This window comes from Mucilaginibacter sp. 22184, from assembly GCF_052045695.1.
Classification (GTDB): domain Bacteria; phylum Bacteroidota; class Bacteroidia; order Sphingobacteriales; family Sphingobacteriaceae; genus Mucilaginibacter.
On the sequence record NZ_JBQEPI010000003.1, the window covers coordinates 565,095 to 581,150 of the forward strand.

Here is a 16,056-nt window from a genome sequence, read left to right on the forward strand (position 1 = left end):
ACAATACAATTATAGATAAATATTTATTGATAATCAATAATTTTTTATTGAAATATCAAATCATCCTGGCCAAATTGCCCAGCTGTTTTAGCTTAAATTGGAGCTCGTTCGTCCAACGCAGGCCGATGCAGAGCCGCATACAGTTTTCAAACTGATCCTGCAGGGTAAACATCCGTCCGGGGGCAATGCTGATGCCTTGTTTAATAGCCAGATCGTACAGTTTGGCAGTATCAATTCCTTTGGGGAATTCTACCCAAAGCGAAAGCCCGCCCTGTGGCCGGCTGGTTTTGGTGCCTTCCGGGAAGTACTGGGCTATGGCCGGTATATAACGCTGATAATTATCCTGTATCACGCGGCGAAGCTGGCGCAGGTGATTTTCGTACTTGCCCGTGGTCACAAAATTACCTACGGCTTCCTGTACAATAGATGAGGAGGATATGGAATGGATGAGTTTTAGCTTGAGTAATTTTTCCTTGTATTTGCCCGGGGCTACCCAGCCTACCCGGTAACCCGGCGCCAAGGTTTTGGATACGGAGCCGCACCACAAAACATTGCCTCCCTGGTCAAAAGCTTTGCAGCATTTCGGTCGCTGCGTACCGAAATATAGATCGCCATAGATGTCGTCCTCAATCAGCGGAATATGATGTCTGGCCAACAGCTCAACAACTTCTTTTTTATGTTCATCGGGCATGCAGCTGCCCAGCGGTGTATTAAAGTTGGGCACCAGCAAACAGATATCAATTTTGGGGATAGCCTGTTTTAAGGCCTCAATCTCCAGGCCAGTAACCGGGTGTGTTGGCAATTCCAGTATCTTACAGCCCAGGCTTATGGCCAGTTGCAAAATGCCCGGATAACAAGGACTTTCCACGGCAACTGTATCGCCCGGTTTTGTGAGGGCCATCAAGCAAAGGGAAACCGCGTTCATGGCGCCACCGGTAGTAACCAGGTCATTTTCGTGCAAGTTCCCTCCCCAGGCCAGGGAACGGACGGCTATCATCCTGCGCAGTTTTATATTACCCTGTAAGGGCTCGTAGGCCGTACCACCTTCCCTAAGCTCCCGCGTGGCATGTACAATTTCCTTTTTCAGCTTGGCCAGCGGCAGCAGATCACCAGATGGCGCGCTGATGGAAAAAAGCGTGAGCCCGCTATTCCCCATATTACCATATACCTTGCTGATCAATTCGTTAGGTTCGCTATTAGTAGCCAAGGCCGATGGCCGGCTTACTTCGGGCAGCGGAAGTTTGAGATAAGGCAAGCTGCTCACAAAATAACCCGATTGCGGTTTGGAATCGACCAGCGATTGTGCTTCCAGCTCCAGAAAAACCCGCTTGGCGGTGTTCATGCTGATGCCATGCTCCTTACATAATAGGCGTACAGAAGGCAGTTTGTCGCCCGCCTGCAAAACCCCACTGCTGATCTGGGCGGCAATTCCGTTTGCAATTTCACTGTAAATAAAATCCTTGCTCATGCTGTAAATATAACTGTATCCATCAAAATACACAAAACTGAGTCTGTAACCTTTATTATGTGCTATTTATTTTTGTAACCATAATAATTAACCATCATATCATGATCAGCAGTAAAGCATTACCCGACAAATTAGCAGCAAACAGTAACAGCGGTTGGATCAACGGATTCATCGGTATACTCATATTCAGCGGTTCGATGCCTGCAACACGGGTGGCTGTACTGGGTTTTAATCCTTTATTTTTAACAGTTGCCCGTGCCACCATCGCGGGGCTGCTTGCTCTTTGTGTACTACTGATCTTTAAAGAGAAGCGCCCGGCGAGGGGGCATATTTTTTCGTTGGTTATTGTAGCCATAGGCTGTGTTATCGGCTTCCCTTTATTAAGTGCCCTGGCCCTGCAGCATATTACTTCGGCCCATTCCATCGTATTCCTGGGGATTTTACCGCTCACTACAGCCATATTTGGCGTATTGCGTGGCGGTGAGCGACCTCAGCCGGTATTCTGGATCTTCTCGGTATTGGGGAGTTTGTTTGTGGTAGGCTTCGCGGTTATCCAGGGGCTTTCTGCATCGCCCGTTGGCGATATCCTGATGCTGTTATCCATCATCTTATGCGGACTTGGTTATGCCGAAGGGGCAAAACTTTCCAAAATATTGGGTGGCTGGCAGGTGATCTGCTGGGCCCTGGTGCTATCGTTACCTTTTGTGATACCTACGATGTTCTTTTTATTGCCCAAATCATTCGCCGGAGTTGATACAGCGGCATGGACCGGGCTGGCTTACGTTTCCCTGTTCAGCATGCTTATTGGTTTCGTGTTCTGGTACCGCGGACTGGCGCAGGGAGGTATAGCCGCCGTGGGACAGCTACAGCTATTACAGCCATTTTTTGGTTTAGCCCTGGCGGCCACTTTGCTACACGAAAAGGTGAGCCTGGGTATGGTGGGCGTTACCATTGGGGTAATCCTTTGTGTCGCCGGTTCAAAAAAATTTGCCAGGTAACTCATTAATCTACAAAAGCATTATTTATAAAAAACCAAATATATCTACCGCTACTGATAAACATGAGTTTGGCTATGTGCTGAATATGAAATACGGTTGTATGTAAATATAATAATTCGACTTACCCCGACATCACCACGCTCGCCCCCTATCTCCGCTTCGCGCATAGGGGGTATTTCTCTTTCTTTACACTATTCAGCCGTGATCAGTGTTATCATCGCTCCCCACAATACAAATGTGGCCTTAATGGTGCAATGATAGCACCAACCGCGGGTTGAAAACCATCATCAAACAAAAGCCCCCGCTTTGCAACGGGGGCCTTGTGATTAATAAGTAAAGGTTATTGTATTTTAATCGACGATACTACATCATTAGCCGTGGGCGAAAGATTCGGAAAATGCGGGGTATCGGCATCGAGCTGCCAGGAAGTACCCTGGAAATTATCATCGCTGTACATGGTCACCGTCCAGCCATCAGGTATGCTTGCAGATGATGCCCAGTTATCTACAAAACCATACTGTTGCAATTGCGCTAACGTATAACTGCCCTTCGGGATAGGCTTGGTGGCGGTGCCACCATACATGGTATTGGCATAAAATGTTACTCCCGGTGGAAACAGGCAAACGTTTTTAGGGAACAGCTGCAAAAAGGTAACCAGGCTGCTGGCCTCGTACGATTGGATATAACCTGTTGGACAGGTCACCGCATAATTGCGGTAAGTAAGATTGCGTGCCCTGTCGCGGTTGAGCCAACCGGTGGTTAAGTTTTGTTTGATCCAGTCCAGGTATTGGGTTTGACCTCCTTCGTTAACCAATTGCATCATATAATCGGCAAATATGGCTTTCATAACACCCTGCTCGTTAAAATCGCCTTCGGCAGGCAGTATACCATCGGTACACAGGTTATTTTTTACATAATCGGCATATCTTTTGGCATCGGCCAGGTAAGCAGCATTATGCGATTGTTTGTACAGCAAATAAGCAGCGCCAATGGCAGTGCCCGCATTATAAGTATAAGCCTGTCCACCCGGAGGGTTACTGCCTATCTTATTATCATAAACCTGGCCGGTGCCGGCATCCGTAAGGTTGGTTTTAGCCCAGGTATAAATGGATTGCGCTTTGGTTAAATAGGCTTTATCATGCGTGATATTGTACAGGCGCATGGCCCCTATAACGGTTGGGAAATTGATGCAGGAATTTTTACCGCTATGATTAAAATCCCAAAACATGCCGCCATCAACCGGATCATAAGAGCCAGCCCAAACCCGATCGAAACCAGCCTTGGCATTTTGCAGGTAAGCAGGGTTACCGGTAAGCTGATGAGCACGGGCCAGAGCCATTACCCACCACATCATATCATCGTAGATAAACCAGGTGGTGGTATTGTTCCAGTTATAACCATCGTACTGGTTAAAGCCGCCCTGGTACATGGCGTTTACCCGGGCCAGTTGAGCAGGCTTCCGGGTGCGGTTATACACATCCATGGCCATATCCCAATAGATAGCCTGCGTCCATATCGCAGCTATACCATCCTTATTAGTGGTGCTGTAATACAGGTTAGTATTGGGGTTAAAACAGGCTGCGTCAAAAGCCGAATAAGCCAGGTCGGCAATAGATTCATTGGAGTTGGCGAGGTTGAGTACGTTGACCTGTTGCTGTTTGCCGATTGCATCGGTACCAGCTGTATCTGGAGGGATAACCCTGGCTTTACTACAACTCAGCAATGTGGCGCACGCGCCCCAAACCACAAAAAAGAAAGTTTTTTGTACATTCATAGATTTCGGTATTAAGGTTTAATAATTGGTTATTATTGATAACAATAATAAGGCGAACCAATACTTAAACTGAGGTTAAGCCTCATAAAAAAATCGTTAACCCGTTTATTAACCGCGACGTTAACCTTTGTTTAATTAGTGTATTATTGATTTAGTGAATGTTTTCTGACTGAGCCGGTTTGCAATCTACTTGCGCTCGTTTGCAACGAGTGAACGGGAGGCAAGGGAGGTTTTAACCCGGTTCAAACAAAAACAACCGAATTCAAACATCCGAATTCCGAATTCAAAATTATCTTTTGTAAAAAAAGTTTCCGACTTTCGGAATAAACCGAGACACGGACTTCCCCGGCTTTCGGTCTTACAGACTTAAAACAAACATATGTCGCCCGGAATTCTACTTTCATTCATTATTGGTTATTTTTTGGTATTGCTGATCATATCATGGCTCACGTCCAAAAAATCATCAGATAACGATACTTTTTTTGTAGCCAACCGCAATTCCAAGTGGTACCTGGTGGCTTTCGGGATGATCGGCACAGCCTTGAGTGGTGTTACTTTTATTTCGGTACCGGGCAAAGTTGGTGCCCCATCCGGCGATCAGTTCTCTTACTTTCAATTTGTATTGGGTAATGCAGCTGGCTTTATCATTATTGCCACCGTGCTGCTGCCGTTGTATTACCGGCTCAAACTCACCTCTATTTACAGTTATATTGAGGGCGCCCTGGGTACCTGGAGCTATAAAACTGCGGCAGGCATATTCCTCATCAGCAGGGTTATTGGCTCGGCATTCAGGCTTTACCTGGTAGTTATCGTTCTGCAAAAATTCATTTTTGATAGTTATCATATCCCTTTTGCTGTCACAGTGCTTATTTGTTTGCTGCTTATTTGGTCGTACACGTTTAAGGGTGGCTTAAAAACCATTATCATTACCGATAGTTTGCAAACTTTTTTCCTGGTGCTCTCGGTATTTCTGTCGATCTATTTTATTTGCCAGAGCCTGCACATGAATATTTTTGAAGCTGCTAATGCTATTAAAGACAGCAGCTATTCCAAGATATTTTTCTTTAATGATTTTCTGAGCAGCAAGCTCCATTTTACCAAAGCTTTCCTGGGTGGTTTGTTTATTACCGTAGGTATGACGGGACTTGACCAGGATTTGATGCAAAAGAACCTGAGCCTTAAAAACATCAAAGAGGCGCAGAAAAACATGTTCAGCTTTACGGGGGTATTTGTAGTGATCAATATTTTCTTTTTAAGCGTGGGTGCTTTACTATGGCTGTATGCCAACAAATACGGTATCCATGTAGATAAAACCGACTACCTGTACCCTACTATCGCCCTCAAATACCTGGGTATAGTACCGGCCATGGTGTTTATGCTGGGCCTAACTGCCGCCACCTTTGCCACTACCGATTCGGCTCTCACCGCATTAACAACCTCATTCTGTGTCGATTTCCTCAACTTTAATAAAAAGGGCGACCTTAACAGCAAAAAAATGGTGGGCATCAGGCATGGGGTTCACATCGCCTTTTCGGGGCTCATGTTTTTGACCATTATCATATTTAATGCTATTAATAATGATGCCGTGGTAAGTGCCATATTCGCGGTAGCTTCTTATACCTACGGGCCACTGCTGGGTTTATATTCCTTTGGCCTGTTTATGAGCAATATGCAGGTACGCGACAAGCTGGTGCCTTTTATTTGTTTGATATCACCAGCGATATGCTATTTTTTAAGCACCGAATCGGCCAAATTTTTAGAGGGTTATGTTTTCAGTAACGAACTGATCATTGTAAACGGATTCATTACTTTTGTGGGACTCTGGATCACATCGGTAGAAAAACCGCAAAGGAAAAAAAAGCCGAGAAAACCCAAAAGCCCAATAGCTGCGTGAATGAGTGACCGCACTACAATTTGAACAATAATTTATCCTGCAAAGCGAAACATAATTATATTTTTACGTTATTAATCTTCTGGACTAATAGAAGAAACAATCTTCCGGACTAATAATAAAAAACAATGACAGGCGAAGAAAAGATAAGACAAGCGTTTGAGAACAAGAACTGGCAGGAAATAAAGGTTACCGACTCCTGGCAGATATTTAAAATAATGGCCGAATTTGTTGACGGCTTTGAAAAACTAGCTAAGATAGGTCCTTGCGTATCCATATTCGGATCGGCACGCACCCATAATGATAACCGGTATTATCAACTGGCCGAGGATACCGCCCGCCTGCTTACCGAGCATGGTTACGGCGTAATATCAGGTGGCGGGCCAGGTATTATGGAAGCTGCTAATAAAGGCGCTTATGAAGCGGGTGGCAAATCGGTAGGTTTAAATATCGAACTGCCGTTTGAGCAGTTTCATAACAAATATATCGACAGGGATAAGATTCTGGAGTTTGATTATTTCTTTATCCGCAAGGTGATGTTCATGAAATACTCGCAGGGCTTTATCATTTTGCCCGGCGGTTTTGGTACTATGGACGAATCATTTGAGGCCATCACCCTGATACAAACCGGTAAAATTGCCCGTTTCCCCATCATTTTTGTTGGGGTGGAATACTGGAAAGGCCTGTTTAACTGGGTAGAAGAAAAAATGCTTGCCGAACAGCACAACATCAACCCCGACGATCTGAACCTGTACCGTGTAGTTGATACCGCCGAAGAAGCCGTAGAACATATAACCCGTTTCTACAACAAGTACGTATTGAAACCGAACTTTTAATATTCAAGCACATAAAAAGCCCCGGTTAACCGGGGCTTTTTATTTATGATGGGTTTATAGAAAAGCACTTAGCTTGGCCCGAAGAGCACACCTCAGCAGCTGTCGCTGTACAACCATCAACAGTAACACAGCCATATCCTGTCGAAGTCGGTTCACCGTGACTGGTTAAACAGTAACAATCCATCTGAAGTACCCCTCCCATAACCCCTTTCATTTGTTTTCTTGAAAGTTTGTTTGTATCATATTTTTTCATAGTTGTGAAGTTTTTAATAAATATTATGTGATTAAAAATGTAACAGGAAATAAGTAAACTATCCTAATTTAAAGATTCAGGAACAATATTTCCAAATATTATCCAACAATTAATACTGCTTTTTATTTATTAGCTATTTATTTATCACTGTGCACACATTTACCTAACCAGGAAAGGGGGCTAATACATTTATTTTTAAAATCATTTGTAACAAATAGTACCTTAATGAGTCTTTTCTATCTTTAAGCCGCTCCCCCTATACTGATTTTATTATCCGGAAGATCACATTATGTCACGATGTACCCCTCAATGTGTCGTAATAGCCCCTTTCAGCTTTGGGTATGCGGTGGTAAATTTGACCTGTAAACAATTTGCAAAAACATATACTCATGAGCACTAAAGTTAAACCCCAGGCCGCCTTAGGATTTATTTTTGTTACCCTGCTGATAGATATTATTGGTTTTGGCATCATCATACCTGTACTGCCTAAATTGATACAGCATCTCATTCACGGTAATTTGAGCGATGCTTCGCGTTATGGAGGCTGGCTGGCATTTGCTTATGCCATTATGCAATTTATCTGTGCCCCGCTGCTGGGTAATTTAAGTGACAAATACGGTCGCAGGCCGGTGTTGCTGGCATCATTACTGGGTTTTAGTATCGATTATACTTTCCTGGCTTTTGCACCATCTATAGGCTGGCTCTTTGTAGGCAGGCTCATTGCCGGTATTACCGGAGCCAGTTTTACTACCGCCTCGGCTTATATTGCCGATATCAGCACACCTGAAAAGCGGGCGCAAAATTTCGGGCTCATTGGCGCAGCCTTTGGCCTGGGCTTTATCATAGGTCCGGTATTAGGTGGTATACTGGGACAATACAGCACCAAGCTGCCTTTTATAGCAGCTGCGGTATTGGCTTTGATCAATGCCTTATACGGCTTTTTCATTCTACCGGAGTCGCTGTCAATGGATCATCGCCGTGAATTTGAGTGGAAAAGAGCCAACCCTATGGGCTCACTGATACAATTACGAAAATATCCAACTATTAGCGGGCTGGTAGTATCGTTGATATTGATATACATTGCAGCCCAGGCTGTACAAAGTACATGGACGTTTTTCACCATGGAGAAATTCAGCTGGAACGAGGCTTGGGTAGGTTATTCACTGGGTTTTGTTGGGGTGATGTCGGCACTGGTACAGGGCTGGCTTATCCGGATCATCATTCCTAAGTTTGGTCAGCAAAAAAGTATATGGATGGGCCTGTTGCTTTATAGCCTCGGCTTGTTCCTGTTTGCCTTTGCCACCAAAGGCTGGATGATGTTTGCCATATTGGTTCCTTACTGCCTGGGTGGTATAGCAGGTCCGGCTTTACAGGGCATTATCAGCCAGGAAGTGCCTCCCAACGAACAGGGAGAGCTGCAGGGTGGCTTAACCAGTTTAATGAGTGCTACAACCATCATTGGACCACCGATGATGACCACCCTGTTTGCTTATTTCACCAGCAAGAACGCGCCCGTACAATTTGCCGGGGCACCTTTTATGGCAGGGGCTGTGTTGATGTTGCTAAGCACAGTACTGGTAATACGAAGCTTCAGGAACGTTAAAACCACACCAGTGGGGGAAGAGGAATTAAAAGTAGAATCGATACCATAAAATTTGTCTATTTTTAAAATAAGATACCCGGGGTAAAAGTGTAAAATGCGCAGTGCAAAAACTTTTACCCCCTTTTAATGCTTTATACTTTTAATGACCGACAAACCTAAAAAAAAGCACTCGGCCGCGCTGGGATTTATATTTGTTACCTTATTTGTAGACGTGCTTGGTCTGGGGATCATCATACCGGTAATGCCCAAATTACTGGAAACATTGGGCCATATTGACGTAAGTACCGCTACCCAGTACAATGGCTATTTAACGTTCACCTACGCTTCCATGCAATTCCTGTTTTCATCGGTGCTGGGTAACCTGAGCGACAGGTATGGCCGGCGACCAGTGCTGCTAAGCTCGCTACTTGGTTTTGGCATCGATTATATTTTTATGGCTTTTGCACCTACCATAGGCTGGCTTTTTGTGGGGCGTACCATCGCGGGTATCACGGGTGCCAGCAACTCCACCGCAACCGCTTATATAGCCGACATCAGTACCGGCAAAAACCGGGCGGCCAACTTCGGGCTGGTGGGTGCGGCATCAGGCCTGGGCTTTATCATCGGGATAGGGCTTGGTGCTTACCTGGGAGAGCTCAATGTAAAATTCCCTTTTATGGCAGCAGCCGCTTTCGCGCTTATCAACGCGGCTTACGGCTATTTTGTGCTGCCCGAGTCATTGGCCGTCAAAAATCGAAGAAGATTTGAGTGGAAAAAATCAAACCCTATCAGTTCTTTACGCAACCTTGGTAAATATCCGGCACTTATTGGTCTGGTGGCATCATTTTCACTGGTATATGTAGCCCAAAAAGCTGTTGAATATGTGTTATCCTTTTTCCTGATCGAAAAATTTAACTGGACACTGCCCAATATCGGAACGCTGGGTATTTTTATAGGCGTAGTGCTGGTGGCCATACAAGGCGGATTGATTCGCTATACCATCCCTAAATTCGGGCAGGAAAAAAACATTGTGGCAGGCCTGCTTTTTTATACGCTTGGTTTAACACTGATAGCTTTTGCAAATCATGGTTGGCTCATGTATTTGTATATGATACCTTATTGCCTGGGTGGCATATCCGGCCCGGCATTGCAGGGATTGATCACCGGTACCGTATCGCCCAAAGAACAGGGCGAATTGCAGGGCTCCTTAACCAGTTTAACCAGTGTGGCTGTTATCATTGGCCCCTTATTAATGAGCTCGGTTTTCCACCTGTTCACCCATCGCAATACAGCCACCTATTTTCCGGGGGCGCCTTATATCCTGGGCGCTTTACTCATGCTGATCAGCACATTTTTAGCCATCAGAAGCTTTAAAAGAGCCCAAGGCTTAAAGCCGAAAGCAGAAAACCTTGAAAAAAGTTTAGAGTCGAATGCCTAAGGTTTTCAGCTTAATGATCCAAACCGCTTACTCCGCCTGAGATAACGAATTTCATCATGTCGGCAGCGTTTTTGTCGAGGTGTTTTACTTTGGAGGCCGATATGATCACCACCTGCCCGGCAAAGGAGTAAGAATATGGAAAGTAAACGGCAACTTCGCCAGGTAAACCAAGTGTCTCCAAGTCCTTTTGCACAATGAAGCCTATTTTTTTTAACCCAAATTCATTCACCTCCACAATAACAGGTTCGTTAAACTTCTTCTCCTCCCCTACAATGGCTTCGGTCAGATCTTTAATAGATGAATACAGGAATTTGATAAGCGGCAACCGGTTAAGCCAGCGGTTAAACCATCGCTTTATAGGATCGGTGATCACATTGGTTACCAATATGCCTGCTATCAGGATCACTACCACCACGTTCAGGATACCCAAACCGGGAATGTACACGTGCTTACCCTCCTTATCAACCCACAACACATCACTCAGATTCAGCGCTTTATCAATGGTTGACACCGCCCAGTAAATCAAAAAGAATGCGGCGCCTATAGGTACTACTACCAATAACCCTTTTACAAAATACCTTAATAACGCACCCGCTAATCTGTTCATATCTATTTTTTTAGTATCAAGTATCACGACTTTTTCCTTTTGACATTGAAGAAGCAAGATATCTTGATACTTGATACTATCTACTTGATACTCTATTCATAAAAATACACTCTTTTTACCCGTTGTGAAACATTAGTTAATATTTCGTACGGAATAGTGCCTATTTGCTTGGCCAGTTCTTCAATGCGGTGCTTATCATCAAAAATGATCACCTCATCGCCTTCGCTTACATCCAGGCCGCTTACATCCAGCATACACATATCCATGGTAATGTTACCAACAGTAGGCACCAGCGTACCTTTTACCAGCATTTTACCAATGCCATTACCAAAAGCGCGTAAGTAACCATCGGCATAGCCAATACGTACAGTGGCTATTTTGCCATCTTTTGGCAAGCTTCCACTACGACCATAACTAATCGTATCTCCTGCTGGTATTTTTTTCACCTGGGCCACACTGGTTTTTAAGCGGGCAACAGGCTGCAGAGCCTGCTCCGAAGCCTGTACCGACGAATCTATACCGTACAAGCCTATGCCCAATCGCACCATATCATAGTGTGCACCTGGGAAACGGATAATGCCCGAGGTATTGCAGATATGTTTGATCACCTTATAACCCAATGTTTTCTCGATCTCTTTAAAAGCCTTTTCAAAACGTTTGATCTGCGTTTTGCTAAATTCATCATGTTGCGGCGCCTCACTGGCTACCAGGTGCGAAAATACCGATTCGACCCGGATATACCGGTTTTGCTCCAACATATCGCACAGCATATCTATCTCAAAGCCCTCAAAACCCAGGCGGTGCATGCCCGTATCGATCTTCAGGTGTACCGGATAGCCAGACAGACCGTGATCACGGCTATAGGATACAAAATCATCCAGCAGACCAAAACTATAAATCACTGGCTGCAGTTTATGCTCGGCCAGTTTATCAAATGCAGATGCCTCCGGATTAAGTACCACCAACGGCAGATTAATACCTGCCTGACGCAGGGCCACGCCTTCGTCAATATAAGCCACGGCCAGGTAGTCGGCTTTGTTGTATTGCAGCATATTGGCCACCTCAAAAGTGCCGCTGCCGTACGAAAACGCTTTGACCATGGCCATCACTTTTACACCCGGCTTTAATTTGGAGCGGTAAAAATTGAGGTTACCCAACAGCGTATTCAGGTTGATCTCCATGATGGTTTCATGCGCCTTTTGCGTAAGGGCACTGCTGATACGCTCAAACTCAAAGCTACGCGAACCTTTGATAAGGATAGTCTCTTCTTTAAAATTAAGCGCCTTGAGCTGTTGTACCAATGCAGTAGTATCAGCAAAAAAATGCTGTTCGGGCAGTGCAAAGCAGGTTTGGTTGTTCATTAGCGCCGGGCCAACGCCAATAAACCTATCTATTTTTTGGGTACCGATGAGCGTGGCCACCTGGCAGTACAGCACATCCTGCTGCAAGCCCGATTGCAAAATATCCGACAGGATAAGTGTTTTTTTCTGATGCTGGTTTTGCTGCCCCAGGAAATTGAGCGCTATCTCCAGCGATTGCAGATCGGAGTTATAGGTATCGTCAATAACCGAACAATTATTGATGCCGTTTTTCAGCTCCAGGCGCATACTTACCGGGTTAAGGCGTTCAATGCGCCTATCAGCCTCGGCCGGACTATAGCCCATGGCCAGCATAACGGCCCAGCAGGTAATGGCATTTTCTACCGAAGCCTGATCTGAAAACGGGATGAGGCATTCAATTTCTTTTTTTTGATAATAGGCCCTCAGGTAATACTTTTTGGAGATCACGGTTTCGCTGAAAACATACAGATCGGCCACCTTGAACTTGCGGCTCCAGGTAAAAGTATTTTTTACCGGGATATCCTTCTGATAATCCAGCAGATCATCGTAATGATAGATCAACTGCTTGCTCTTTTTAAACAGCAACAGCTTCTCCAGTACTTTTTGGCGCCTGTTGGTAAACCCCTCGTCATGGGCCGAACCAATATGTGTCAACACACCTATCTGTGGCCTGATCATAGCCCAGAGTTTTTCCATCTCGTTTACCGTGGAAATACCCGCCTCAAAAATCCCCAGATCGTTACGACCGTTGATTTGCCATACCGATAGTGGCACGCCAATTTGTGAGTTGTAACTTTTAGGATTACGTACAATATTTTTATCGGCGGTAAGTAATTGGTACAGCCACTCTTTTACAATGGTTTTGCCATTACTCCCGGTTATGCCTATTACCTGTAACTTAAACTGACACCTATGAGCAGCAGCCAGCGCCTGTAAAGCAGTCAGCGGATCATCAACCCGTAAAAAATTGGCCCCGGGCAGGTTAAATTCGGGCCCATGTTTAACCACAAAATTACGCACACCAGCGGCATAAGCTTCGGCCACAAATTCATGACCGTTGCGGCGGGCACTCAATGCAAAAAACAATCCTTCGGCCGCGTTATTGATCCTGCGGCTATCGGTAAGCAGGGTACTTATAACACTGTCATTTACAATATTACCTTCGGCGTTAATGATGACCTTTACCTCAGTGATGGTGTATTGATTATTATGCATGCCACGAATTTGAGTATATTATCTAACAATAGCAGAATTTTTAACGAATTTTGACATTAATGGACGAGCCCAAAAAGATCAAGATAAGCAACCCGGAAGTAGCATTGGCCAAGGCCGAACATTTTTGCGCCTACCAGGAACGTTCGCAACAGGAAGTACGTGATAAGCTGTATGAATGGGGCCTTTGGCCCGATGCTGTTGAACAAACCATCAGCCGGTTAATAGAAGGAAACTTTTTGAATGAAGACCGCTTTGCTAAAGCTTATGTAAAAGGTAAATTCAGCCAGAAAGCCTGGGGCAAAATCAAAATAAAACAAGGCCTGAAACTGAAACGTGTTCCGGATGTACTTATCAAAAAGGCACTCTTAACCATTGATCTTGACGATTATATGGCTTCGTTGACTCGTTTGCTGGAAAAGAAAGCGACATCGGTAACCGAAAAAAATGAGTTTAAACGCCGTTACAAACTACAACAATACGCTATGGGCCGCGGATATGAAGCCGACCTTATAGTTGAAGTTTTGAAAAACAACGACTTATAAAAAACTTTAAAAAAATAAATTTTTCTATTTGCAGAATATGGTTTTCTGTCTATATTTGCACTCCCAACGCGAAAGTAGCTCAGTTGGTAGAGCACGACCTTGCCAAGGTCGGGGTCGCGAGTTCGAATCTCGTCTTTCGCTCAAAGCCCTTCCTTCAAAAAGATGGGCTTTATTTTTAAAAGGTTAACACCTGCTCAGATGGTGGAACTGGTAGACACGCAGGACTTAAAATCCTGTTCCCGTAAACGGAGTGCGGGTTCGATTCCCGCTCTGAGTACCTGACGGGAAAGACGATTTGGCAATCGATCTTTCCCGTTTTTATTTACACATAACTTCTTGTTAATCTGAAAGATAAGCCTAACAACATCATTCAATCTACCGGTTCGATATTCCGTTCCGTCAAAACACAGTTTTTCTCGATATATCGAACCAATTATCTCCCTTTTCTTCAAGACATCGCCATCTTTATAGAGCATTTCCAGCTTAGAAAGTACCTCTACGGCCTTTAAAACCATTCTATCAATACTGATAGTGTTCGATTTTTGTACCTTCGCCTCCATCAATTGTATTTCCAGCCTTTTAATCTTTTCATCACAATCTTTCTTCATTATTCCATAGTCCTCCGCATCCAGTTTTTCATCGAAAACCATCTCCCTTGCTTTGGCTAATTTACTTTGAAGTTTAACGATCTGTTCATTAATCTTCTTGCGTTCGTCGCGCGTGCTGCCCTTATGTGCCTTATAAATATCTATTATGACCAGCTGATACAGCTCTGCCATGCCATCGATTGGTATAAACTTTTTTAATTCCTTCTCTAAAGCTTCGTTAAGTACATCAGCTTTGTACCTGCACCCGCAACCATAGGCGTGTTGTGCATGGTAGTAATAATAAAAGCCGTTCCTACCTTTAGACGCGCTACCGGTTAGCTGACGCTCACAGGTTGCACACTCCAGGAAGCCTTGTAGGGGCAAGCCCTCGTGAACCTTCACAGCTTGCACCCTTAACACCCTCTTACGTCCATTAAGTATATCTTGAACTTTATAAAACAAGCTTTCCGAAATGAGCGGTTCATGCAACCCTTGCACCCATTGTTCATCCTCGTCTTTAAATTGGCTTACGACAATTTTCCCGCAGTACACCGGGTTTCTTACCTCCCGATAGAAATTCATCCGACTGATGGGAAAACCCTGGGCATTGGCCATTTTGCGGATTTGATCAGGCGCAAATACGCCATCACCTATTGTTTGAAAAATCCATTGCATAAAAGGCGCTTCAACGGGATTAGGCGCAATATATTTCGAACCATCTTCGCGCATCTTATTATCATAGCCAACAGGTGCAACACCCATATACCTGCCCTCCTTCTTCGCCCGGCGCATGCCGTGTTTAACATTCAAAGCCCGCCGATCATTTTCAACCTCCGGGGCAGCCAGGTAAAAGGCCAGCATAATTTTATTTTCAGGAATTTCGAGGTCAAGCGGCTGTTCAACAGCCTGTGGTTCAATGCTTAATTTGAGCAGGGTAGAGATCATTTGATAGGCATCCCCGGCATTACGGCTAAACCGGTCCCATTTTGTAAAGAGCACCAGATTAACACCCGTGCCTTTTTGCCTGCGGATTTCTGTAAGATATTTGTTCCATTGCGGCCGATTAAACGTTTTGGCCGAATGATCCTCGTAGATTACCTTCCTTACCGTAATTCCATTGATCTCACAATACTTGTGCAAACGCTCGTCCTGATCTCGTTGTGAATACCCTTTATCGGCTTGTTCGTCGGTACTTACCCTAATATACAAATCCGCTATCCGCATCATTTCCTAAATTTTAACGTATTGATTTACAGATAATTTACCAATTTTATACATAAATTCTAAAATCATTCTGGCTTCTTCTAAGGTTACAATTGTGCCGTGCTTTTCCAAAATTCTAACCGCCATTTCCGGGGTCACTCCTCTTTTCTCAACTTTCATATAAGTTCCATCCTTCGCTAAAGTGGATATACCAATGATATTGACCCCTCTTCGCCAATCTAAAGTGACCCCTCTGAGTTAGGGTTTGAAAGAGAGTAAAGTTGTTGTACAGATAGGCTCCTGGGAGCGGATGTTTTTGTCC

Annotated in this window: 10 protein-coding genes, 2 tRNA genes and 1 pseudogene; 8 read left to right on the forward strand and 5 right to left on the reverse strand. The window is 44.6% G+C overall.

The annotated features are described in order from the left end of the window. Positions 1-55: 55 nt before the first annotated feature. Positions 56-1,468, reverse strand: a complete 1,413-nt coding sequence (locus tag ACTJKG_RS09990) for a PLP-dependent aminotransferase family protein (protein WP_440739099.1) — start codon at positions 1,466-1,468, stop codon at positions 56-58. A 101-nt stretch (positions 1,469-1,569) separates the two neighbouring features. Between ACTJKG_RS09990 and ACTJKG_RS09995 the strand changes: the two genes are divergently transcribed. Then, the gene (locus ACTJKG_RS09995) at positions 1,570-2,466 is read left to right on the forward strand and encodes a DMT family transporter (protein WP_172335285.1); all 897 of its coding nucleotides are present in this window, start codon (positions 1,570-1,572) and stop codon (positions 2,464-2,466) included. Positions 2,467-2,806: 340 nt separating this feature from the next. Here ACTJKG_RS09995 and ACTJKG_RS10000 read toward each other — a convergent pair whose 3' ends face one another. After that, on the reverse strand, positions 2,807-4,240 hold the full coding sequence (locus tag ACTJKG_RS10000) for a glycoside hydrolase family 76 protein (RefSeq protein ID WP_440739100.1): 1,434 nt from the start codon (positions 4,238-4,240) through the stop codon (positions 2,807-2,809). A gap of 379 nt (positions 4,241-4,619) precedes the next feature. Between ACTJKG_RS10000 and ACTJKG_RS10005 the strand changes: the two genes are divergently transcribed. The 4 genes from ACTJKG_RS10005 (at position 4,620) to ACTJKG_RS10020 (ending at position 10,240) form a co-directional block, all read left to right on the forward strand. Continuing rightward, the gene (locus tag ACTJKG_RS10005) at positions 4,620-6,134 is read left to right on the forward strand and encodes a sodium:solute symporter (protein WP_172335286.1); all 1,515 of its coding nucleotides are present in this window, start codon (positions 4,620-4,622) and stop codon (positions 6,132-6,134) included. A 125-nt stretch (positions 6,135-6,259) separates the two neighbouring features. After that, the gene (locus ACTJKG_RS10010; RefSeq protein ID WP_172335287.1) at positions 6,260-6,967 is read left to right on the forward strand and encodes a TIGR00730 family Rossman fold protein; all 708 of its coding nucleotides are present in this window, start codon (positions 6,260-6,262) and stop codon (positions 6,965-6,967) included. Positions 6,968-7,609: 642 nt separating this feature from the next. Continuing rightward, positions 7,610-8,872 (forward strand): TCR/Tet family MFS transporter, encoded by a 1,263-nt coding sequence (locus ACTJKG_RS10015; RefSeq protein ID WP_440739101.1) that lies wholly within the window; start codon positions 7,610-7,612, stop codon positions 8,870-8,872. 93 nt (positions 8,873-8,965) lie between these two features. Continuing rightward, entirely contained in the window at positions 8,966-10,240 is a 1,275-nt protein-coding gene (locus ACTJKG_RS10020) for a TCR/Tet family MFS transporter (RefSeq protein WP_172335290.1), read from the forward strand. A gap of 10 nt (positions 10,241-10,250) precedes the next feature. On the opposite strand, the gene ACTJKG_RS10025 is transcribed toward ACTJKG_RS10020, so the two are convergent. Together ACTJKG_RS10025 and ACTJKG_RS10030 are read right to left on the reverse strand one after the other, a co-directional pair. Then, positions 10,251-10,847, reverse strand: coding sequence for a DUF502 domain-containing protein (locus ACTJKG_RS10025; protein ID WP_172335291.1), 597 nt, complete (start codon positions 10,845-10,847; stop codon positions 10,251-10,253). A gap of 92 nt (positions 10,848-10,939) precedes the next feature. Further along, positions 10,940-13,402 carry a bifunctional UDP-N-acetylmuramoyl-tripeptide:D-alanyl-D-alanine ligase/alanine racemase gene (locus ACTJKG_RS10030; protein ID WP_172335292.1) on the reverse strand — a complete coding sequence of 821 codons (2,463 nt, stop codon included), beginning with the start codon at positions 13,400-13,402 and terminating at the stop codon, positions 10,940-10,942. A 59-nt stretch (positions 13,403-13,461) separates the two neighbouring features. On the opposite strand from ACTJKG_RS10030, the gene ACTJKG_RS10035 reads away from it, so the two are divergent. From ACTJKG_RS10035 to ACTJKG_RS10045, 3 genes are all read left to right on the forward strand, one after another. Then, on the forward strand, positions 13,462-13,944 hold the full coding sequence (locus ACTJKG_RS10035; protein ID WP_172335293.1) for a regulatory protein RecX: 483 nt from the start codon (positions 13,462-13,464) through the stop codon (positions 13,942-13,944). Positions 13,945-14,012: 68 nt separating this feature from the next. After that, positions 14,013-14,085, forward strand: a tRNA-Gly gene (locus tag ACTJKG_RS10040). A 51-nt stretch (positions 14,086-14,136) separates the two neighbouring features. Then, a tRNA-Leu gene (locus tag ACTJKG_RS10045) sits at positions 14,137-14,221 on the forward strand. 538 nt (positions 14,222-14,759) lie between these two features. Here ACTJKG_RS10045 and ACTJKG_RS10050 read toward each other — a convergent pair. Further along, positions 14,760-15,758: pseudogene (locus tag ACTJKG_RS10050) on the reverse strand (recombinase family protein); the annotation flags it as partial. Positions 15,759-16,056: the final 298 nt, after the last annotated feature.

Excerpts from the sequence above, each read along its gene's own strand:
- ACTJKG_RS10030 (WP_172335292.1), bottom strand. The coding sequence starts at position 13,402 with ATGCATAATAATCAATACACCATCACTGAGGTAAAGGTCATCATTAAC.
- ACTJKG_RS10005 (WP_172335286.1), top strand. The coding sequence starts at position 4,620 with ATGTCGCCCGGAATTCTACTTTCATTCATTATTGGTTATTTTTTGGTA.
- ACTJKG_RS10015 (WP_440739101.1), top strand. The coding sequence starts at position 7,610 with ATGAGCACTAAAGTTAAACCCCAGGCCGCCTTAGGATTTATTTTTGTT.
- ACTJKG_RS10035 (WP_172335293.1), top strand. The coding sequence starts at position 13,462 with ATGGACGAGCCCAAAAAGATCAAGATAAGCAACCCGGAAGTAGCATTG.
- ACTJKG_RS10025 (WP_172335291.1), bottom strand. The coding sequence starts at position 10,847 with ATGAACAGATTAGCGGGTGCGTTATTAAGGTATTTTGTAAAAGGGTTA.
- ACTJKG_RS09995 (WP_172335285.1), top strand. The coding sequence starts at position 1,570 with ATGATCAGCAGTAAAGCATTACCCGACAAATTAGCAGCAAACAGTAAC.
- ACTJKG_RS10010 (WP_172335287.1), top strand. The coding sequence starts at position 6,260 with ATGACAGGCGAAGAAAAGATAAGACAAGCGTTTGAGAACAAGAACTGG.
- ACTJKG_RS10000 (WP_440739100.1), bottom strand. The coding sequence starts at position 4,240 with ATGAATGTACAAAAAACTTTCTTTTTTGTGGTTTGGGGCGCGTGCGCC.
- ACTJKG_RS09990 (WP_440739099.1), bottom strand. The coding sequence starts at position 1,468 with ATGAGCAAGGATTTTATTTACAGTGAAATTGCAAACGGAATTGCCGCC.
- ACTJKG_RS10020 (WP_172335290.1), top strand. The coding sequence starts at position 8,966 with ATGACCGACAAACCTAAAAAAAAGCACTCGGCCGCGCTGGGATTTATA.